We start from the raw sequence: 21,688 nt of genomic DNA on the forward strand, positions 1-21,688 counted from the left end.
GCTATCCAGTGAATTAGTTTCAATACCGGCTAAATTCGTACTGAAAGAATTGCCTTTGAAAAAACCGCATATCCATGCATCCTGATTTATCAGGTCTTTTATGGGGTAGAGATAACCAAACTGATCATTTGGCCTTTCATAAACATCGATGGCTTTTTCCAGAGCACTCCTACTACCGCTCATTATCAGGTAACCTTTGTAATATCTGGCAAAGATCGCTACATCGGTATCCTGAAGTATCCAGGTTTTCTCACTGTTGGAGATTCTCAGGTTGGTTATACCGGCAATGAGTTTTAAGAGTTCTTCGGGTTTACTGGTCTCAAATACGAGTATGGAGCTGGTCCCGATATTTCTCAGAGCTTCTATATAATAATTCACATCCAGCGAGAAAAACGATCCAACATCGAGAACCACGCCTTTTGATGCAAAAAGTACACTTTTACTAATTGCCTCGTAAAAAACTTCTGGGGAAACCCTTGTACTGTAACCTATGTTTTCAAGTAAGGATTTTGTGACATACTCAAGCCCAAGACCATTTTCACCGAGAAGAAAATTGAAAAATTGAACTGAAGAAATTTTAGGATAATACACACCGTTATCCTTGAAGATCAGGAAAAAATCGTAATCTGCCGGCACAAAATCTATAAGTTCACCAAACAAACAGACAGACAATGAGACCAAAAGGACCATCATCACCAGTTGGCGCATATTATTTCCCACCTCTGAAAAGCAACCAGGCTTCATCCACAGCGCTGACAATCGTTTTACTGTCCATTGGATCAGAATACCCCTTTACAAAATATGCAAGATACTCAATGTTACCATCAGATCCAGTAATGGGAGAATATGTGATGCCACATCCATAAAGTCCTTCTTTTATGCCATTTTGTAAGATCTCAGTGATCACATTAACATGAATATCCCTTGACTGGGACAAAGTTGGACCAGCCTCAAACTGTGGCTTTATCAACACAACAGCTGTACCATTTTCTTTCAAAACAGAACTCATAGGTCCCAACAGGTGCTTCACAGATATGAACGATACATCGCAAAGAACTATATCAACCAGCTCACCTATTTTATCAGCACTCAGATACCTAGCATTGAAATTCTCTATGCACAAAACCCTTGGGTCTCTTCGAAGCGAATCTGCAAGTTGATTACTTCCCACATCTATTGCGTATACCTTTTTTGCACCGTGCTCAATTGCAAATTGCGTAAAACCGCCCTTAGAAGCACCGATATCGCACACTACTTTGTCGGTGAAATCTATTGCGAATGTGTGATATGCCTTTTCCAGTTTTTCTGCAGCTCTGCTGACGTACTTTCTGGGTTTTAAGAGCTCAATGTTTGAACTGTCATCGAAGATTCTGCCTGGTTTTTCACATACTCTTCCGTTGACAATCACTCTTCTCAATTTTATCAGATCCCGTGCCTGAGATCTACTGTTAACAAGACCCTTTTGAACCAGTAGGATATCCAGTCTTTCCTTCACCTTTCTACCACCCAACATCCCGTTGGAGTCACAACAACGACTCCCCAGTCAAAGAACTTAATTCTGGTCACATTTTCAAAAGATCTTGGTTCATCAACATAAACAACTGCTTTTCCTTCTTTTAATATCGCAAAACCAATCTGTGATCTGATGATATGACCTTCTTGTGGTGATTTCAATGTAATTATACCTTCTTTCCATATTCCAAAATCATAGCAATCTTCAATTGATACAACCTTGCCATTTTCGTCCAATGAAAAAAGTCTGTTGTCGACACCGACGTAGATTGAATCAGTATATGAACCTATTCCCCATGCGCCCGGCAGACGTTTCTCCCAAAGGATCTTTCTATTTTTCAAATCTATCGCTCTTAGATAAGAAGAGATATCAAGGACATACAGTTTTTCTTTATTAACAGTCCAATCCACAACAGATCCACAGATTTTCATAGCCCATGAAAGGTCTAAAGGAACGATCACACCGTTTGCAAGTAATAGATATTGCTCATACCGTCCGACGACCGGCACGGTGATTGGTGATCCATCGATTTTAGCTGTGATCAATTTGTCAAGAACCATTTCATTGACTATGTCGAATGGTTCGTTGATATAAAAAGAACGCCCATTTGGAAAAGACAGCTTCCCATCTCTGTAAACTGCAAAATTATCCTTGACTTTATAAACCATATCTGCACCTTCTACAAAAAAAACAGGTTCATCTATGTTCATGTCCCTATCAACGTATACTGTCTTACCAAAAAAGTCATAAAATCCTTCCACAAGCAGCATCTTCTGACCTTTCACTGTCACAGAATAGATTCTCTCTTGGTACTTGAACTCCACTGGTTTATTCGTGGAAACTTTTTTCACGTTTATGTGCTCACTCACTTCAACCAGAAAACCCGTTGAAGGTTTTTCAAGGTTGGGAAAAAGTTCAGAAAGGATAGCTGAAAGTTGATCGTTCAACTTTGAAATTTCAACCATTCCAGTTTTGTGAAACTCCCTGTAGCATATCTCGTAATGAGCCAGATCATGAGAGGTTTTAATCACTATGCGCAACACATCTCCGATACCGATCAGTACTCCCAACTCGTTCAGTTTTCTTTCCAGAAAATCTCTGTACTGTACCGGTCCATCGTAGAAAAGCTGTACAACAGGAAGCTTCAACCACTGGGAAATAATCTCAAGATCTTCGGCACCTGGTTCGCCCAGTCCAGCATAATAGATAACGCCAGCCTGCTCAATAACGTACAACTCCTGAGCCTGCAAGTTTAACTTTCTAAGATCTGCAGCTATCAGAAATCCACAGAGTAAAAGTACAAGCCATGTGGTGGTGCTGTAGCGGCTGCCTGAGATCGGTCTTTCAACTGTAATATTTCTCGAATCTTCTCTGGTTCCCATTCACCGGTTCCCACCTTAACGAGTGCGCCCACGATATTTCTGACCATTCGTCTCAGAAATGATCTGCCTTCTACCCGGATTAAAATCAATCTACCCTTCATTTTGACTATCCTTATACGGTAAATGGTTCTTATAGTTCTTTGCTCAGTATCATCGCTTTTTGCGAATGATTTGAAATCGTGTTCGCCTTCAAGGAATTTAGCAGCTATTCTCATTTTCTCGATATTCAGTTCGTATGGAAACCACCAGGCATAATTTCGAATAAACAGATTTGGCTCTTTTGAGTTGTATATGAAGTAATGGTAAATTCTTCTTTTGGCGTCAAACCTTGGGTGAAAATTCTCATCAACTTCGATGACCCTGCGAACATACACATCATCTGGCAGATTTGCATTCAAAGCGTTCTTCATACTTGATGGATCGATTTCAATTGGGCAGTTGAACAGCACAGCCTGACCAACTGCATGTACACCTGTATCTGTCCTGCCGGCGGCGACTGTAACCACTCTTTGCTTGAAAATTCTTTCAAGAGCATCTTCTATCACTTTCTGAACAGTTCTCACATCGTTCTGAATCTGAAAACCAAAAAACTGTGTTCCATCGTATGAAACAATTGCGAGAAATTTTTTCATGATTCCTCACATCCTCTAAAAGCAGAGAGGAGCTGTAAGCCGGATTCTGTAGAAGGTGGTCATCTATCTGGGAGGAGCGTTCACCGCTCCCCTCAAGCGGCCTACCCGGGTTCATAGGGCGGGATCACCCGAACCCTGCTTGGCCTTGCTCCGGATGGGGGTTACCGAGCCATCGGATCACTCCGATGCTGGTGAGCTCTTACCTCACCTTTCCACCCTTGCCCATTTTATGGGCGGTTTGAAGTCTCTATGGCCCTATCCAGGGATCGCTCCCTCTGGGTGTTACCCAGCATCCCATCCCGTGGAGTCCGGACTTTCCTCAGGCAATACTGCCTGCGACCACCCGCTCCTCTCTGCAATCTATTCAAATCGATCTTTTGCTTTTATCAGTCTACCATTCATCGCCTCAAGAAATGTTATCTTTTTCCGTGAAGGAAATTGAATTTGTGAAACAACCACTGATCCATCAACGGTCGCGATGTGTCCCCCTTCGTTATCTATACGAATAACGGTTCCTGGAACCTCATTATGATCAAATTTTTCAATTCGTTTCACTCCAAATATTTTGACAAATTGATTGCCAAAGATTGCTCTTGCACCGGGTTGCGAGTCGTAAGCTCTGATCTTATTCTTAACCTGCTCGGCGCTTTTGTTAAAGTCTATGATCAGATCCTGAGCGGTTATTTTTGAAGCATAAGTTGCCTGTGATTCGTCTTGATTTTTTAGCACAAAAGATTCAGGATCTTTGAGAAAATCTATCAGAATCTTTTTGCCGAGCTGAATCAATTTTTTTTCAACCGAGTCGAAATTCTCATATTCGTCCACTTTGATTTCAAGTTGCACCGCGATAGGTCCGGCATCCAGTTCTTTTGTGAGTTTGAACAAAGTAACGCCGGTTATTTTCTCTCCATTTTCAAGTGCACGGTGAATAGGAGCTGCTCCTCTGTATTTTGGTAACAGCGATGGATGAATGTTGTAAAATCCCATGGGTAAAAGTTGCAGATATTTTTCTTTAATCAATGCTCCGTATGCCACCACAATTCCAATATCAGCTTTGAGAGTATCAAATGGTACATCCTTGATCTTCTCGAAAACGGGTATTTTTGCTTTCAAAGCGACTTCTTTTACAGGAGAAGATAGAACCTTTTGACCTCTGCCGCTCGGTCTATCCGGTTGAGTAACAACTCCAACGATATCGTGACCTGACTCTAAAAGCGCTTCCAGATGTTTTGAAGCGTACTCTGGGGTACCAAAAAAGATGATCTTCATGGTTTGTTCGCAGAGTATGTCTTTCCAGATTGTTTTATTATACTGGAAAGTTTTTGCCTGATTGCAAACCTTCTCGATGCGGGAATGAGATCTATAAAAAGTATACCATCCAGATGGTCATATTCGTGCTGAGCTACTCTTGCACTGTAACCTGACAGCTTTTCCTCGATTTCATTGCCGTTTAGATCTGTGTATCTTATGATTATTTCATTACTTCTTTCGACATTCTCAAATACTTCAGGTACGCTAAGACATCCTTCCTCGGCGATATTGGTCTCTGGGCTCTTAAAAATTATAGTGGGATTTATCAGTGCTCTTGGAGTACCATCATCCATGACAAAAATTCTCAGAGAAACTCCAATCTGGGGAGCAGCGAGTCCTATGCCATCAGTTGCATACATCGTGTCGAAAAGCTCACTGACCAGAGCTTTGATATTTTCATCTATGCTCTCAACCTCTCTGGCTTTTTTCCTCAAAACAGGATCACCGAGAAGCCTTATTTTTTTCATTTTCAACCTCCTTCAACTTCATCAGAACTCTTTCGTTATTCATGAAAACGGTTATTGGTGTGACAGAGACATAGCCATCTTTGAGTGCATTGTAATCACTATCACTACACAGATCATCCTCAATTATGTCTCCGTACATCCAGTAGTAAGTATTACCCAAAGGATCTGTCCTTGCCTCGAATCTATCGGCGTACCTTCTGGTGCTCTGTTTGGTTGCCTTCCAACCTTTTATAGTACCACTTGGAAAATTGATGTTTAAAGCTGTGAATTGTTCGAGAATTCGAAAATCGAAATCCTGGATGAACGCTTTTATAAAAAGAGCCGCCTGCTGATAATCAAAGTCCTTTTCGATTGGAGCTGAAACTGCAATAGCCGGTATACCAAGCAATGCGCCTTCAAGAGCGCCAGAAACAGTACCAGAGTAAATGACATCTGTGCCGAGATTGTGACCAAGATTTATGCCACTTATTACCAGATCAACATCTTTTTTTGCAAGTACTTCGACCCCTATTTTGACACAGTCTGCAGGAGTTCCGGTTGTGGCATAAACCGGAAAATCTCCTACCATTTCGACTTTCTTGACCCAGATCGGCATTCTGACAGTAATGGCATGACCGGTTGCACTCTGTTCTGACTCGGGTGCGACAACCAGTACATTGTGTTCTTTGGATAACACTTTTGCAAGTGTTAGTAACCCTTTAGAAGTCACACCATCGTCGTTTGTTATAAGTATTCTCACACATTCACCCCGTTTGATAAATTTTATCACAGTCATCAGAAAATTGAAAAAAGATTAGAACAAAGATTCTTTCAGTTTGTGTTACAATCAACGAAGAAAAAAGAACGATTTGTTTTGTAAAAGAGGTGGTTCTTCCTGATCTGTGAGGATTTTGATGTTGTGATAATAGGCGGTGGTCATGCGGGAACGGAAGCCGCACTGGCTACTGCGCGGCTTGGCTTCAAAACCGCTCTTTTAACCTCAAATCTCGATAGAATAGCATGGACTCCATGTAATCCAGCCATAGGAGGACCGGCAAAAGGGATTGTTGTAAGAGAGATCGATGCACTTGGCGGTGAAATGGCTAAGGTAACCGACGCAACTATGATAAATGTGAGGATGCTCAACACCAGTAAAGGTGCCTCTGTGAGGGCTTTGCGCGCTCAGATTGACAAACTAGCATACAGCCAGACTATGAAAAAACATTTAGAAGATACTGAAAATCTCTATATAAAACATTCTCAGGTGTGTGATCTTGTTGTTGAAAATGGTAAAGTCAAGGCTGTGATTGATACCCTTGGAACACGTTATAACGCTAAAGCAGTTATAATTACCACCGGTACCTTTCTCAACGGGAAGATATTCATAGGGCGGAATGTATTCGAAGCTGGCAGGCTCGGGGATTTTCCATCTAAGGGACTTTCAGAGGCGCTGGCGAGGTATGGAATCAAGCTCAGCAGATTTAAAACTGGAACACCCGCCAGAATCCTTGGAAGGTCCATAGACTTCACAAAGATGAAAAGGCAAGATACATCCGACGAACCGCTGTGCTTTTCCTACTTCGACGAACCGACTGTGCTGTCAAAGGATTACCCGTGCTGGTTGACATATACAAACGAAAAAACACATCAGGTAATAAGAGAAAATCTTTCTTTTTCACCTTTGTATGGAGATATAAAGTTGATCGTCGGAAGAGGACCTCGTTATTGCCCGTCGATAGAAGATAAAGTTGTGAAGTTTCCAGATAGGAACTCACATCAGATTTTCGTTGAGCCCGAAGGTAGAACGACAGGAGAGTATTATTTGAACGGTTTGAGCACCAGTTTGCCGTACGAAGTACAGCTTGAGGTGATCAGATCCGTTGTTGGTCTTGAGAATGCACAGGTTACAAGACCGGCATACGCAATTGAATACGACTACATAGACCCGACACAATTATTTCACACTCTTGAGAGTAAAGTCGTTGAAGGACTGTTCTTTGCCGGACAGATAAACGGTACGAGTGGATATGAGGAAGCAGCAGGTCAGGGCTTGCTGGCAGGTATAAATGCTGCTCTAAAACTCAGAAACGAGAATCTCATCGTTCTTGATCGCTCTGAAGCGTACATTGGAGTTATGATAGATGACCTTGTGACCAGGGGTGTGGATGAACCTTACAGGTTACTGACCTCTCGAGCCGAATACAGATTGTTACTTCGACATGATAATGCGCATCTCAGACTTTCCAAAAAAGGTTATCAAGTGGGACTCATTCCCAAGTGGTTTTACGAAAAAGTTTTAGCACTTGAGAAAAGAATAAAAATTGAGATGGAAAGATTGAGAGCTCTGAACTTGAAGCCGACAGGTCAGGTCAATGAGCTACTTGTCAGCCTGGGGACTCAACCACTTCACCAGCCCACAAAATTCATCCAGCTTCTCAAAAGACCGCAGGTCAGCTATCATCAGATAAAAGTCCTCGATCCCAACCCAATCGATGACCCCCAGGTTATTGAGCAGGTTGAGCTAAACGCAAAATACGAAGATTATGTTGAAAGAATGTTTGATGAGATAAAGGTATTTCATAATCTTGAAGCAATCAGCATACCTGAGAATATTGACTACAGAAAGATTGTCAATCTTTCCAGTGAAGCAGCCGAGAAATTATCCAGACTCAAACCGTCGAACATCCTTGAGGTTTCACGCATACCGGGAATAACCCCTGCGGATATAGGCGCTCTGGTTGCTTACCTCAAATCACCCCGGGCAGAATGATAAAATATTTTAACAAGAGGCGAAATGAAAATGGTAGACTCAGTCGAGGTTGCCAAGCAAATACTGTCCTTGACAGGTAGGTCTTGCGAGGAAGATGTAAAATTGCTCGCAAAAGCGTATGACGTGGCACGGTATGCCCACGACAATTTCTATCGTGATTCCGGTGACCCGTTCATTGTTCATCCAGTGGAAGTGTGTAAAATTCTCGCTCAGATGAACGTCGACATTCAAACACTTGTTGCAGCGATGTTGCATGACGCGGTAGAAGACAGTCAGGGAAAAGTTAAGATCGAAGATATCGAAAAGGAATTTGGAAGTCAAATAGCACGCATAGTCGATGGAGTAACAAAAGTCAGCAAATTGAATGCTCCTGTAGGTACAAGCGATTCAAAACTCAAGTTGGAGACAATTCAAAAAATGCTGTTTGCCATGGCAGAGGATATCAGAGTCATTTTTGTGAAATTGGCAGACAGATTGCATAACATGAGAACGATAGAATTTGTAAAAGACGAACAAAAGAAGATTTATAAAGCTCGAGAAACTCTGGAAATATACGCTCCAATCGCACACAAAATGGGAATCTATTCAATAAAATGGGAATTAGAAGACCTGGCTTTCAAAGTGCTGAACAGGAACGAGTACAACAGAATAAAGGCCCTTGTTGCGGAGAAAAAGAAAGAACGAGAACAGAGAATAAAAGAGTATGTCGAAATCCTTCGCAGAGCTCTACATGAAAACGACATAGAAGCCCAGGTTGAAGGACGTTTCAAGCACTACTACGGTATATGGCAAAAATTGAAAGAAAAAGGGAAAAACTTCAACGAAATCTATGATCTGTTTGGGATCAGGGCTATCGTAAACGATATTCCAACCTGTTACAACGTTCTTGGCATTGTTCACAGTATCTGGAAGCCTTTGCCCGGTAGAATAAAAGACTACATCGCTGCTCCTAAGTCAAATGGTTACAGATCTTTGCATACAACAGTTGTCACAGGCTATGGCGAACCTCTCGAGATTCAAATCAGAGACAAAGAAATGCACACTGAAGCGGAATATGGATTGATCGCTCACTGGATCTACAAAGATGGGATCAACGTCAAGACGATGCAAAAATGGGTTAATCAACTTCTGGAATGGCGAAAGGAACTCACAAAAGATTTATCTGGTTTAGAAGAGTTCAAGAAAGAGCTTCAAATGGATGAGGTTTTTGTTTTCACACCAAAAGGGGAGGTAAAACACCTTCCACTCGGTGCCACACCAATAGACTTTGCATATGCCATCCACACGGATATTGGTCATAAATTCACAGGTGCCAAAGTGAACGGTAAACTTGTGCCCATAAGCTATCAACTGAGAAATGGTGATCTGGTGGAAATAATCGTCGGAAAGGTTGGAAAGCCCAGTCTTGACTGGTTGAAATACGCCAAATCACCGCGTACGAAGGCAAAAATCAGGAAGTATTTCCGTGAAAAACTGCAAAGTGAGCTCATAGACAGAGGAACAGATGTTCTCAGACGCATAAGCAAACAGCTCTCAAAGTCCATAGAAGAGATCATGGAATCAGATGTGATAAAAAGATACCTTCAAAACCAAGGAATATCAGAAGAAGAATTCTACAGCCGCATTGCAGAAGGTACAATTACGTATGGAGAGCTGATCAACTTACTCAATCCATTGGCTGAGAAAAGTGCAACAAAGCCGTATGAGAAAAAGCAAAAACCGATCAGTCCATCATCTGCTGTGGAAGTATCGGGTTTGAAGAACATAGAAATACACATGGCGAAATGTTGTGGACCAGTTCCGGGAGATGAGATAATAGGAATAATAGGCAGGCGAGGCTTGACAATTCACACCGCCACATGTTCAAATGTGAGACATGTTGAAGCTGATAGGATATTTGAAGCCAGATGGAATGGTGATCCACAGGGTAAGTATGAAACGACACTGAGAGTTACCATCAGAGAAAAAGCGGATATAGGCCAGCTTGTGCAGTTGCTTGAAAACAGGGGTATAACCGTGTTAAAAGTGCTTTTCACAAGTACCAAACAGACTTATTCCATAGTGTTGCTGAGCTTGATTGTCAGCAATTTGAAACAACTTGAAGAGGCAAAGAAGTCTCTTGAAGCTGCCAGGAACATCATATCTGTCGAGAGGGGGAAACCAAACTGAGAGCAGTTGTACAGCGTGTGCACCATGCCAGGGTTTTCGTCAACGGTGAAGTCGTTGGTTCAATCGATAGGGGTTTACTCGTATTTCTCGGTGTGGGTAAAAACGACACGCCGAGTGATGTAGAGTGGATTTGCGACAAAATTTTGAATCTGAGAGTCTTTGAGGATCAGGAAGGAAAAATGAATCTGAGTGTTACACAGATAAACGGGGGTGTACTGGTTATCTCTCAGTTTACACTCTACGGTGATTGTCGGCGTGGAAGGAGACCTTCTTTTAGCGACGCAGCTCCAGCCGACCTTGGTCAGGCTCTTTACAGTTCATTTGTGGAATCTATGAAGAGCAAAATCAAGAACGTTGCTCAGGGAGTTTTCGGAGCGCACATGGACATCGAAGCCTTCAACGATGGTCCAGTCACATTACTTCTGGACAGCGAGAGGAGGTTTTGATGTTAATACTCCTACATGTTTGCTGTGCGCCGGATGCAACCACTGCGGTTGAAAGATTGCGTGAAGAAGGGTATGAACCTGTCCTGTTCTTTTTTAATCCAAATATACAGCCACAGGAGGAATACGACAAACGCCTTGAAGCAACTGTGAATTTATCAAAGCTGTGGAATCTGAAATTGATCGTTGAAAAATCCGGTGAAAACCTGTGGAAACAACAAATAAAAGGACTTGAAGGTTTTCCAGAGGGTTCACTCAGGTGCGCCAAGTGCATTGAATTTCGCCTGAGATCAACAGCACAGTACGCAGAAAAAAACGGCTTTCAGATCTTTTCGACTACACTGACAACAAGTCCAAGGAAAAATTCAAATTTGATTCTTGAGATCGGTGAAAATATCTCCAAGGACTATGCAGTTGAATATCTCCACAGGGATTTCAAAAAAAAGAACGGTTTTCTCAGGAGCGTTCAGCTGAGCAAAGAATTGGGATTGTACAGGCAGAACTACTGTGGTTGTATTTATTCTTTGAGAGTGAGTGGTCAGCCATCTACCACTCATAGAGGCAATTCAAGCCAGAGGGGATGAGCACCTGACTCTGAAAGGAGGGTACAGCGCATTTCTCTCCATCTTTTAGAAGATGGTGCTTTTTGCGCTGAAAATCGATGAAAATATACGCCGCAACAGAAGAAAGGCTGATAAGAGATGATCTTGGTCTAAAAGATGTTTTGGCAAAATACCACAAGCTCGTTTTAGAATCACAGATACCTGTTGCACTGAATCTGAATGGTCAGACTTTACTGCTCAATTACGTTGACACTCTAATAGGACCAGCTGTCGTGGGTTTTGTAGATCAACAGGTGTCTTTGGAATTACTGAGGATGTATCTGGATAACTTGCTTTTACAAGAGCATGTCTTTCCGTCTTTTATGGTTGAACTCAGTAATCTGGTCCATAGCTGGAAAGGTAAAATGACAGTTGGACTCTTGTCGGCGCAAAAAGACGAAATCAGATTTGATTACAGAGCAAAACTCGGCAGAATTTCATCACAGATAATCAATTTAGGTGACAAAGATTTGTACGTTTTTCCAACAGACCAGGTATCTGTTCACAAAGATGTCAAACTGGCAATGTCTTGTAGCTGTAGGCAAATTCTTGATGCCATCAGACAGGCTTTTGTTGTGGACAGGTATGTTGATTCTGAGGGGTTGTGCACTTACCAGGATCTTCAAAACTCAGAAATTTGCGTCAATTTTGACGAAAACGACATCAATATGATTCACAAAAGGCTTTTATCCAGAAATTTAAAAGAATTCAGTGAAAAAGCAGAGTTTTCGCTGCAGGAGGCTTACAGAGTCGAGAAGTCACTTGAGGAAAAATACTGGCTCTTTTTTGATATAGGCATCGAATGCCATCTGTACGTAACAGGGTTAAAAAATTGGCAAAGGAAGGTGCAGTGATGAAAGAAATTGTTACTGTGTCGTTCACTTCAAAACCAGTCAACACCCGACTTGCCCGAGCAGTTATAAGATCATTTTTGATACACAGAAATGTCCTGGAAGAAGAAATTTGGGACACAGAGCTCGGAGCAAACGAGGCTTTGACCAACATAATAAGGCACACCTACAAAAACGATGAGACCAAATACATTACGATGACGCTCGTATGGGATGCATCTGAAAAACAACTCCAGATTCTGTTGAGGGACTTTGGTGAGCATGTTGATCCATCTACAATAACCCCGAAGATGCCATCTGCTGAGAGGGAAGGTGGCTTTGGTCTGTACATAATCAGCAGGATTTTCAATACAGTTCAGTTGATAAACGTTGACGGCGGAAACCTGCTCAAATTGACCAAAGTGTTCACTTCTGTGGCTGGTGATCAATTCTGAAGGTTCACATTGTTGGCGGAGGATTGGCTGGATCAGAAATAGCATATCAGCTGGCTAAATTGGGTATAGAAGTCTCAATTCACGAGATGAGACCTGTTAAGATGACACCTGTACATAAGACTGGATTTTTGGGTGAACTTGTGTGCAGTAACTCCTTGAAATCTGATGACATCAACAACGCTTCGGGGTTGCTAAAAAGAGAGATGGAGCTGTTTGATTCATTGATCATGAAAGCAGCCCGTCTTACACGTATACCTGCCGGTAAAGCCCTTGCGGTTGATCGAGAAAAATTCTGCCAGTTTATCACAAAAACTGTCGTGGAATCTGGAGTAGAAATTATCAACGAAGAGATAACACAGATTCCAGAAAACTCAAAAGACATCTGGGTGATAGCTACCGGACCAGCCACAAGTGATGGTTTGTGTGAATGGCTTCAAAAAGTCGCGGGAGAAAACCTTCATTTTTTCGATGCGGTTGCACCAATAGTAACCGCAGACAGTATTGATTATTCAATTGTCTTCACCGCTGATCGTTATGGCGTTGGGACAAAGGACTATTTGAACTGTCCGATGGACATGTCACAGTATGAAAGGTTCTACGAAGCCTTGGTGAATGCAGAGGTCATACCAATGGAGGATTTTGATAGAAGCCTACTGTTCGATCGTTGTATGCCCATAGAAGAAATCGCTAGAAGCGGGAAAATGTCTTTACTGTTTGGACCACTGAGACCTGTAGGTTTGATAGATCCCAGGACCAACAAACAGCCTTACGCGGTCGTTCAATTGCGTAAGGATAATATCGAGGGAACGTTGTACAATATAGTGGGATTTCAAACACGGCTGAAGTGGAATGAGCAGAAAAGAGTCATCAGATTGATACCGGGGCTTCAGAATGCAGAAATCGTTCGGTATGGCGTTATGCACAGGAATGTTTACATCAATTCCAGGAGAGTTTTAGATCCTTATATGAGGCTGAGGACGAACAACAGAATTTTTCTCTCCGGGCAGATAACAGGTGTGGAAGGTTATTTAGAATCTGCAGCGAGTGGATTGTATGTGGCTTTGAACATCTACAGAGTAGTTAATAAACTGAGTCCTGTGGTTTTACCAAAAACCACAATGATGGGGGCTTTGTTTGATTACATCAGTCATGGTATCGATAAAAGTCTTCAACCGATGTATGCCAATTATGGTTTGCTGAATTGTCGGGGGAAAGCCCGAGAACAGGTGGCACAAAAGGCTCTTGAAGATATGAGCCAGTTTTTGATGGTTCTAAAGGGGGATACTGGTGAAGGTACAGGTGAAAGTTTCGAACAATGGACTTGAAGCTTATGTGACTGTTTCGGCACAGGAAAACGAAGAAGTGTCAAAAGATCAAATAATCTCACATCTTCAAGCCAACGGCATAGTGTATGGCATTTTAGAGGGAGCAATTGAAGATCTGGTGAAAAAAAGGATCTTTGACACTCCAGTTCTTGTTGCCATGGGGGAAGAGCCAGTCAACGGTGAAGACGGGCAGATTCTCATGATTCAACCTGAAAAATACGAATCATCTGATCAGATAAAAGACAAGATTGATCTGAGAGAACTTCCAAGTCGTACAAGGCAGATAGTTAAGGCAGGACAGGTAGTCGCGGAGATCATACAGCCGACAGGCGGGATAGAAGGTCGAAATGTCTTTGGAAGGTCTTTAAACCCAAAGCCAGGTAGACCTGCTCAGCTCAAACTCGGGAAAAACGTAAAGCTTTCTGAAGACGGCACAAAAGTTATCGCAACTGTCGATGGAATTCTGGTTGCCAGAGCTGATGGATCCATAGATGTTAATGAAGTTTTGGTTATAAAGGGAGATGTCGATTACGCAACCGGAAATATCGACTTTCCCGGGGAAGTACAGGTCTCTGGAGATGTCAAGCCGGGTTTCACTGTCAAGGCAAAGGGTAATATTACAATAAACGGTGTTGTGGAAGCTGCAACTGTGATATCCTTTGAAGGATCGGTCAGTGCGCTTGGAATAAAAGGCAGGGAAAAGGGTATCGTTAAAGCAAAAGAAGATGTCATGGCAAAATTTTTGGAGAACGCAATCATAGAAGCTGGGAGAAGTGTTGTCGTAAACGGTCCCATAACTAACTCTCAGGTTCGCGCTGGCTTAGAAGTCAGGGCAACGGGTAACAAGGGAATAATAGTGGGTGGCTCTATTGTAGCAGGTTTTACCGTTGAGGCAGAAGAAATAGGTTCGCCGCTTGGTGTTAAGACGGTGATAGAAATAGGTTTTGATCCACAGGCAAGAGATCAGATCAAACTGATACGCGGTCAACTGGAACTCGACAGGGAGAATTTGTCGAAACTGGTCAACATTTACAGGTCCATGAAAACATTGATGGAAAAAAATCAGGGGCAGTTACCTCCAGATAAAATGGAGATTTACAAAAAAGTTGGTCAGACCATGATAAACCTCAGAAATACGATTGAGATGAATGAAAAACAATTACGGGAATTAGAAGCGCATATCAGGGAAAAATTCAGCCGTTCCAAGGTTGTGGCAAGAAAGGTTCTGCATCCAGGTGTCGAAGTGGTGATCTTCGAGAAAAAGTTCTATTCGGATAAAAGATTTGAAAAGGTAGTCATTTTGATGGAAAACCACGAAATCAGACTCGGGGGTTATTCTGGTGATACTCAGGTCGATTCCTGAAGCAAGAGAGATGATATGGGGGAGTTTCAAGCTCAATGAGCTTTTCTGTGCTAGTTGTCAAAATCCAGTGGGTGAAGTGTGGTTATTATCAGACCATCCATTGATATCTACAAAACTGCAATCGCTCCACAAAGAGAATTTTGATCCGCGGTCACTGGTTAGTTTATTTGGTTTGAACCTTGTGAGATTTCCAGTTTTGATAAAATTAATTGCCTGTGAACAATGGCTTTCTGTGCAGGTTCATCCAGATGACGATCTGGCACGAAAAATTGAAAATGAACCCTGGGGAAAAACCGAATGCTGGTTTTTCCTTAAAGACAGTACTATAGCCCTTCAGAGTTCAGATATGAATTTGAAAGACAGTATTACTTCGAACTCTTTTTCTCGGGATATGAAGGTATTTCATCCTCGTGCCGGTGATCTTGTTTATATTCCCGCAGGGGTTCTACATGCCATAGGTCCTGGATCATTCCTTTTAGAAATACAGCAATCATCTGATTTAACATATAGAGTTTACGACTGGGGAAGAGGAAGGGAATTACACATCCAGAAGGCTCTGCAGGCATTCAAAAAAGTCAATCCTGATGAGTTATTTTTCAAATCCTTAGATCATTTCGAATGTGATTACTTTGAAATCTACAGATGTTCCAGCGCATATGTTTTTCCCGGTTCAATCATTGTAATGCTGACAGATGGCTCAATAGATGGAATAAAAACGAGTCAATACGAAACACTTTTGCTTGTAGATCAAATTGCACATGTAACAGGAGAAGCACTGGTGATAAGAATAGGACAATAAAGAAAAAGTCGCTGGACCAGCCAGCGACATCTAAGGTTAGTTATTCCTCGTCGATCTCTTCTTCTTTTTCCTCTTTATCTTCCTGAGATTCAAGATTTGCGTACAGGATCTTGAAGATATCTCTCACAGTTCTTATCTTCTCTAACTTTTCATCTGGAATTGAAACTCCAAATTCATCTTCGAATGCCATTACAAGATCAACAAGATCCAGAGAGTCTGCATCCAGATCGTCAATTAAGTCAGCATCTTCGGTGATCTCATCGATATCAGCACCCAGTTTTTCGGCAACCAGTTCTTTAATCCTTTCCATAAGTTCATCCTTGTTCATGTCCTTCCCTCCTAACAATTTTGAATCGACATATTATAAACCATTATCCAGAAGAAATGTCAAGTCTTTAGGAGGTCCTGAACAGGGAAAAGATTAGACCTATCCCAACATACGTTGGTGTAGATTGATCACCGGCCGGTCAGCGCTGTCCATTATATATAATACGATTTTGCAAAGACAGGTGAAAATCAAAAGCCAGCATCTAAAAAGAATTTTGAAAAGAAAAATCAAAATTTTCTCTGATTTATCATTAAACCGGAAGTTTGTTTAGTCTAACTTTCAAAGGTACCTGTCAAATACCGCAAAACAGTAAATCTGCTTTTGCTGTCATATCAACTGTCAATCTGGCAAGATCTGTGATTTTCACATCCTCGAAACCGTTGAGATAGGTTTGAAGCCTGTTGCCAAGCGGTGTCACCCATCTGTCTGGTAGATTATGTGCACCTTTGATCACACCCAGGATAGTTCCAATTTCACCTGCGTTGCAATCGACATCATATCCCAGAGCGGAGACTATGCGCATAGTTTCATCAAAATCACCTTCACCATACCATAGTGCGGTTATAACACAGCAGAGATTGGGATATACGTGTATCCAGTTGTACCTTTTGAATTTTTCTTCTATTGTAGATCTGATACTTCTCCAGGAATTGTTATTCTTACATTTTTCTATGATATCTGTCAGAACATCTTCAAACTCGGTGTTTTTTGGAACGTATTTTTTGGATTCTTCGATGAGATTGCGCACATCATTTTGAACAAAAGCAAGTGAAGTCATGACCGCACTGTGTATACCTCCATACACTCCATTTCCTGAATGTGAGATACAGGAATCAAGATAGGCAAGGTAAGCGGCTTCTTTTGGTCGTGCGGGTCGTAACAAACCATGAACCATACAGCGCATTTGAGCACCTATCCATTCCTGAAAAGGGTTGTTGAATCTGCCAGACTGTGGCGGAAAGATACCCATTTTCAGATTTTCCAGTGCTATATACTCAGCACTCCAGCCGAATGGAATTAACTCAAGCCATTTGGATGCAATCTCATGTGAAGTCAGTACATCGTTTTCCTTCAGCGCTTCTAAAAATGCTATTTCATAGGTTATATCATCGTTGTATGTGTCTGGTCTTTCGATGTAATAACCCAATTTTGGCCCAAAACACCTTTCCAAAACTTCTCCCGTATAGCCTTCGAGTTTTGTCCCCATCGAAGCACCGGCGATCTGTCCTAGCCATCCTCCGAGTATTTTGTCATAAAGATCAGTTATCTGTTCTGGGTAATCTTTGGGAAAATCAGCCGATATTGTTTCCCATTCAAGCGGTCTGTTGTATCTATGATAGGGATGATTCGTATCAACAGTTGCTTCTCTGAGATTTTTGAATATTGAACTGGTAATCGGTTTCAATCTATCTATCTTTCCCTGTTTTAAAAGTTCTAAGCCAAACTCAAAAAGTGATTCTGCTTGATTGACATTTCTACCCATGTTTTCCATAGACTGTATGGCACCTGCAATCAAGCATTCTGGAGCCTTTGAACCTGGAACATTGCTCTGCCAGAATAGCTCGACTAATTTTTTGGGAAAAATGCTAAAGTCGACAGATTCTGTCCATGAACCTTTCTCATCCAAAACTGGTTGTGCACTTTTTCTCATCTGTAATGCGTATTCCCATGCTTTCAAATTTCACCACTCCAATTTCTTCTTTTCTTTTCCATAGAAATAGAGCACAAACAGGGTAGCTATGTAAGGAATCATTGCAGCAAATTGTGGAGCTAATTTGTAATGTTGCATTATCAATCCAATGCTCTCAAATAAACCAAAAACCAGCGACAAAGCGAGAATTGCGATTGGTCGCCCCTTTACGAGTATGATTATCGCTAAGGAAATCCATCCCCGACCATTTGACATGTTTTCGCTGAAGAGTGTAACATACCCCAATGAAAGATACACACCAGCCAAAGAAGATAACAACCCGCACAGCACTGTAGCGAGTAACTTCATTCTGGTTGAGTTAATCCCGACTGATCTTGCAGTTTCCTGATCTTCACCTGTGGCTCTCAAATGTAAACCGAATTTGCTGTTGAAGATTATTATTTCCAGTGAAAACGCTGCTATAAATGCCAGGTAGAGTAAGAATGGATGAGCTGAAAAGATATTTCCAACAGGCTCAAAACGATCCAAAACTGGTATATTCCATTTCGGCAGAGGTACGATTTTGGGTGAGATCAGTGCTCCTTTCACTTTGAAGGTGCTCCGCAGGGCATAGGTAGTCCATCCCAGAGCGAGCATATTGATTCCTATACCCGTTATGAACTCGTCACAGCGCAGGTATATCGCAAAAAGGGCAAACAACCCAGCCATGAACAAACCGCTCAGCAGGGCAAAGACGATACCAATCAGCCAGCTTCCAAAAAAATAGCTGCCGTAAACTGCAAAAAATGCCCCTGTCAGCATCATACCTTCCATGGCAATGTTGAAAATGTTGGCGTAATATGTAAACATACCACCCAGAGCAGCCAACATGATTGGTGTCGCACTGCTCAGGGTTGCTCTGAATATATGCAGAACCAAATCAACCATTCTTTTTCACAACCTTTCTCAACTTTGCCACAGACATTATCCTCTGACCGTAATACTCAATGGCGCTCCTGGTACCAACAACTGCCAGCACAATTACTGCTTCAAGGAATAAAATGAATTCTGATGGCACCGAAGTTTCAAATTCCATTCCTATTGCACCATTTTTCAAAGCACCGAAGAAAATGCTATAAAATAGTGTTTCGATGATGTTATTGTTCGCAATGATTGCTATCATAACACCGTCCCAGCCGAAATTTGCCCCTATGCCTTTCATAAACCTGTGCTGCGTACCACCAAGGATCAATAGAGCACCGGCAAGCCCAGAGAGAAATCCTGTGAAAAGCAAAACAAGAGTTGTGTTTGATTCGACAGAACAGCCGCCTATTTTTGCAAAGTTGATGTTGTGCCCCATCATTCTGAATTCATAACCGCGTCTTGTTTTTTTAGTATACCAGTATGAAATCAATACGGCAAAAATACCAACAAAGAAAGCTATGCTCAAACCGTTCACATCTGGCATGAAATAGATGCGTTTTATCATTTTCGTTGCAGGCACATAAGCTTTCCTGTCCAGAAACGGGTAAGTCGCCAGGTAGGTGGTTAAATACTCTGCAATGAAGTTCAACATCAGCGTTGATATGAACTCGTCCATTCTGTAAAATCTTTTAAGCGCTGCCGCAATGCCAGCCCATAATGTTCCAGCAAATCCCCCAAGAACCACTAAAACTGTGATTCCAAGCCAAGTTGGGATGTCAAGATAAACCCCGAGTATCGCAGTTACAATGGCACCCATCAAAAGTTGACCGTGCTGCCCAAGGTTGACTACACCAGAATTAAAGGCTATGGCTGCAGAAATACCGGTGAAGATAAGTGGTATTGCCGTGTTGAGTGTGGAAGAAAAGGAAAACCACGAACCCAAGCCATAGGTGTACAATGCCCGGTATGTATCCAACGGTGAATTTTTTTGTATTTTGATTAAAATAGCACATACCACAAAGGCAGAGATAATTGAAACAAATGAGATTACGATCCTTCGAAATACTCTCAACCCACTGCCCCCAGCATGTAATTTCCAATGGTATGAATATCGGTTTTGCTCGGATCAAGATGTGCTACGATCTGTCCATTTCTAATAACATAAAGCCTGTCTGATAGTTGCAGTAATTCATCAAGATCAGCCGAAATCAGAAGAACACCTTTCCCAGCGTTTCTCATTTGCAGTATCAAATACCGAATATATTCCGTAGAAGCAATATCCAGACCACGTGTTGGCTGGTCAAGTACGATCAGATCATATCCAAGTGAAAACTCCCTTGCAACAACGAGTTTTTGCTGGTTTCCTCCGGACAGAGCCATTGGTTGTTCATTCAAATTTCTGTGAACAACTTCAAACTGTTCGGTTGCTTTTTTTGCGTAAGAACGAGCTTTTTTCCAGTCCATCGAGAACAAGCCTTTTTGAAATTCTTTTTTCAAATGATGCGTCATGATCAGATTTTCCAGTATAGTCGCTTTAAGAGCAAGACCGACGTATTTTCTGTCTTGAGGAACATAACAGATGTGTTTTCTTCTTTCTTTTATCGAAAGTTCTGTTACATCTACGTTGTTTACGATTATTCTTCCACCATCGGGTTTAATTGTACCGATAATACTCTGGACGAGTTCGTACTGACCATTACCTTCTATCCCGGCTATGCCAACAATCTCACCAGATCTGACTGACAGATTTACATTTTTCAGTGCTTCTCTATTAGCCTTTCTAACGAGCAAATTTTCCACCAGTAAAATTTCTTCTTTCGGTTCTGACCGTGATTTTTGGATCTTTGAAGAGATAGGTTTACCGATCATCATCTTTGCGAGCTCATTCACATCAACGTTTTTGTTTTCAATAGTGGCAATCTTCTGGCCCTTCCTCAAAACTGTTATTCTGTCTGAGATCCTTAGAACTTCATCGAGCTTGTGACTTATGAAGACTATCGTTTTACCCTGGTGTTTGAGCCTGAAAATCTGCTCGAAGAGCTCATCAGATTCCTGAGGTGTTAAGACAGCTGTTGGTTCATCGAGAATCAAAAGATCCGCTTTTCTGTAGAGTTGTTTTATTATTTCTACCTTCTGTTGTGCCGCCACAGAGAGTTGAGATACGGGCAAATTTGAATCTATACCAAATCCGTATTTATCAATGATTCTTTGAACATACTCCGCGGCTTTTTTCCTGTTTACAAAACCCATTTTTGATATTTCCTGACCGAGCATCACATTTTCGAAGACCTTAAACGACGGTATCAGCATGAATTCCTGATGAACCATACCTATACCGAGTTTCATAGCCTGTGAAGGATCGGATATCTGAACTTTTCTTCCATCGATCATTATTGTACCTGCTGAAGGTTTAATCATACCATAAAGGATTCTCATCAATGTAGACTTGCCAGCACCATTTTCACCGACAATGGAGTGAATCTCCCCTTTTTCAAGGGAAAGATCCACTCCGTTGAGAGCAACAACATCTGGTGGATAGACTTTGTATATTTTTATCATCTGAATATAAGCCAAACTTTGACCTCCTCCCAATCCCCTAAATGGGATAGGATTCCCATTAAGGAGACTAGGCTTCCCGTTTCAACATGGTGTGACTTACCAGGATATAGGGATTGCCCCTAAATATCTTGGCAGTGGTTTCCCACTCCACGGGCTTTAATTCGGACCGGTCCAGCCCTACTGCTTTTAACATATTAATCGCAGAGT

The 21,688-nt window shown here is 41.8% G+C and carries 20 protein-coding genes, 1 other RNA gene and 1 pseudogene; 9 read left to right on the forward strand and 13 right to left on the reverse strand.

Going from position 1 to position 21,688, the window contains the following annotated elements; translation table 11 throughout:
• The 8 genes and pseudogenes from AC4E92_RS01765 to surE form a co-directional block, all read right to left on the reverse strand.
• Positions 1–708 (reverse strand): annotated as a pseudogene (locus tag AC4E92_RS01765) (hypothetical protein); the annotation flags it as partial.
• Position 709: 1 nt separating this feature from the next.
• A complete protein-coding gene (locus AC4E92_RS01770; RefSeq protein ID WP_490238857.1) occupies positions 710–1,495 on the reverse strand; it encodes a TlyA family RNA methyltransferase in 786 nt (261 codons plus the stop codon).
• On the reverse strand, positions 1,492–2,895 hold the full coding sequence (locus AC4E92_RS01775) for a hypothetical protein (protein ID WP_490238858.1): 1,404 nt from the start codon (positions 2,893–2,895) through the stop codon (positions 1,492–1,494). Before AC4E92_RS01775 ends, AC4E92_RS01770 begins: the two co-directional genes overlap by 4 nt.
• Positions 2,790–3,527 (reverse strand): tRNA pseudouridine(38-40) synthase TruA, encoded by a 738-nt coding sequence (gene truA, locus AC4E92_RS01780; RefSeq protein WP_490238859.1) that lies wholly within the window; start codon positions 3,525–3,527, stop codon positions 2,790–2,792. The genes AC4E92_RS01775 and truA overlap by 106 nt, the downstream gene beginning before the upstream one ends.
• 19 nt (positions 3,528–3,546) lie before the next feature.
• An RNA gene (rnpB, locus tag AC4E92_RS01785) (RNase P RNA component class A) lies at positions 3,547–3,882 on the reverse strand.
• Between the two features lie 5 nt (positions 3,883–3,887).
• Complete coding sequence (gene fmt, locus AC4E92_RS01790) at positions 3,888–4,796, reverse strand: methionyl-tRNA formyltransferase (RefSeq protein WP_490238860.1); 909 nt, start codon at positions 4,794–4,796, stop codon at positions 3,888–3,890.
• Positions 4,793–5,305 (reverse strand): peptide deformylase, encoded by a 513-nt coding sequence (gene def / locus AC4E92_RS01795; RefSeq protein ID WP_490238861.1) that lies wholly within the window; start codon positions 5,303–5,305, stop codon positions 4,793–4,795. The genes fmt and def overlap by 4 nt, the downstream gene beginning before the upstream one ends.
• The gene (gene surE, locus AC4E92_RS01800) at positions 5,280–6,044 is read right to left on the reverse strand and encodes a 5'/3'-nucleotidase SurE (protein ID WP_490238862.1); all 765 of its coding nucleotides are present in this window, start codon (positions 6,042–6,044) and stop codon (positions 5,280–5,282) included. Before surE ends, def begins: the two co-directional genes overlap by 26 nt.
• Before the next feature lie 135 nt (positions 6,045–6,179).
• On the opposite strand from surE, the gene mnmG reads away from it, so the two are divergent.
• From mnmG to AC4E92_RS01845, 9 genes are all read left to right on the forward strand, one after another.
• Positions 6,180–8,054, forward strand: coding sequence for a tRNA uridine-5-carboxymethylaminomethyl(34) synthesis enzyme MnmG (mnmG, locus tag AC4E92_RS01805; RefSeq protein WP_490238889.1), 1,875 nt, complete (start codon positions 6,180–6,182; stop codon positions 8,052–8,054).
• Positions 8,055–8,084: 30 nt separating this feature from the next.
• Positions 8,085–10,223: a RelA/SpoT family protein gene (locus tag AC4E92_RS01810; RefSeq protein ID WP_490238890.1), complete on the forward strand. Its 2,139-nt coding sequence runs from the start codon at positions 8,085–8,087 to the stop codon at positions 10,221–10,223.
• Positions 10,220–10,669 (forward strand): D-aminoacyl-tRNA deacylase, encoded by a 450-nt coding sequence (gene dtd / locus AC4E92_RS01815; protein WP_490238891.1) that lies wholly within the window; start codon positions 10,220–10,222, stop codon positions 10,667–10,669. The genes AC4E92_RS01810 and dtd overlap by 4 nt, the downstream gene beginning before the upstream one ends.
• Positions 10,669–11,250 carry an epoxyqueuosine reductase QueH gene (locus tag AC4E92_RS01820; protein ID WP_490238863.1) on the forward strand — a complete coding sequence of 194 codons (582 nt, stop codon included), beginning with the start codon at positions 10,669–10,671 and terminating at the stop codon, positions 11,248–11,250. The genes dtd and AC4E92_RS01820 overlap by 1 nt, the downstream gene beginning before the upstream one ends.
• Positions 11,251–11,327: 77 nt before the next feature.
• Positions 11,328–12,122 (forward strand): DUF4940 domain-containing protein, encoded by a 795-nt coding sequence (locus AC4E92_RS01825; protein WP_490238864.1) that lies wholly within the window; start codon positions 11,328–11,330, stop codon positions 12,120–12,122.
• Positions 12,122–12,553 carry an ATP-binding protein gene (locus tag AC4E92_RS01830; RefSeq protein ID WP_490238865.1) on the forward strand — a complete coding sequence of 144 codons (432 nt, stop codon included), beginning with the start codon at positions 12,122–12,124 and terminating at the stop codon, positions 12,551–12,553. The genes AC4E92_RS01825 and AC4E92_RS01830 overlap by 1 nt, the downstream gene beginning before the upstream one ends.
• On the forward strand, positions 12,550–13,878 hold the full coding sequence (trmFO, locus tag AC4E92_RS01835; RefSeq protein ID WP_490238892.1) for a methylenetetrahydrofolate--tRNA-(uracil(54)-C(5))-methyltransferase (FADH(2)-oxidizing) TrmFO: 1,329 nt from the start codon (positions 12,550–12,552) through the stop codon (positions 13,876–13,878). The genes AC4E92_RS01830 and trmFO overlap by 4 nt, the downstream gene beginning before the upstream one ends.
• A complete protein-coding gene (locus AC4E92_RS01840; protein ID WP_490238866.1) occupies positions 13,841–15,241 on the forward strand; it encodes a flagellar assembly protein A in 1,401 nt (466 codons plus the stop codon). The genes trmFO and AC4E92_RS01840 overlap by 38 nt, the downstream gene beginning before the upstream one ends.
• A complete protein-coding gene (locus tag AC4E92_RS01845; protein ID WP_490238867.1) occupies positions 15,219–16,040 on the forward strand; it encodes a type I phosphomannose isomerase catalytic subunit in 822 nt (273 codons plus the stop codon). The genes AC4E92_RS01840 and AC4E92_RS01845 overlap by 23 nt, the downstream gene beginning before the upstream one ends.
• Before the next feature lie 40 nt (positions 16,041–16,080).
• Here the strand turns inward: AC4E92_RS01845 and acpP are convergent, their stop codons facing one another.
• From acpP to AC4E92_RS01870, 5 genes are all read right to left on the reverse strand, one after another.
• A complete protein-coding gene (gene acpP / locus AC4E92_RS01850; RefSeq protein WP_490238868.1) occupies positions 16,081–16,368 on the reverse strand; it encodes an acyl carrier protein in 288 nt (95 codons plus the stop codon).
• A gap of 292 nt (positions 16,369–16,660) precedes the next feature.
• Entirely contained in the window at positions 16,661–18,046 is a 1,386-nt protein-coding gene (locus AC4E92_RS01855) for an ADP-ribosylglycohydrolase family protein (RefSeq protein ID WP_490238869.1), read from the reverse strand.
• Positions 18,047–18,049: 3 nt separating this feature from the next.
• Positions 18,050–18,946: an ABC transporter permease gene (locus AC4E92_RS01860; protein ID WP_490238870.1), complete on the reverse strand. Its 897-nt coding sequence runs from the start codon at positions 18,944–18,946 to the stop codon at positions 18,050–18,052.
• Complete coding sequence (locus tag AC4E92_RS01865) at positions 18,939–19,994, reverse strand: ABC transporter permease (protein ID WP_490238871.1); 1,056 nt, start codon at positions 19,992–19,994, stop codon at positions 18,939–18,941. Before AC4E92_RS01865 ends, AC4E92_RS01860 begins: the two co-directional genes overlap by 8 nt.
• Positions 19,991–21,496: an ABC transporter ATP-binding protein gene (locus AC4E92_RS01870; RefSeq protein WP_490238872.1), complete on the reverse strand. Its 1,506-nt coding sequence runs from the start codon at positions 21,494–21,496 to the stop codon at positions 19,991–19,993. Before AC4E92_RS01870 ends, AC4E92_RS01865 begins: the two co-directional genes overlap by 4 nt.
• Positions 21,497–21,688 lie beyond the last annotated feature (192 nt).

The sequence above is a fragment of the Pseudothermotoga sp. genome (genome assembly GCF_031962025.1).
Taxonomy (GTDB): domain Bacteria; phylum Thermotogota; class Thermotogae; order Thermotogales; family DSM-5069; genus Pseudothermotoga_B.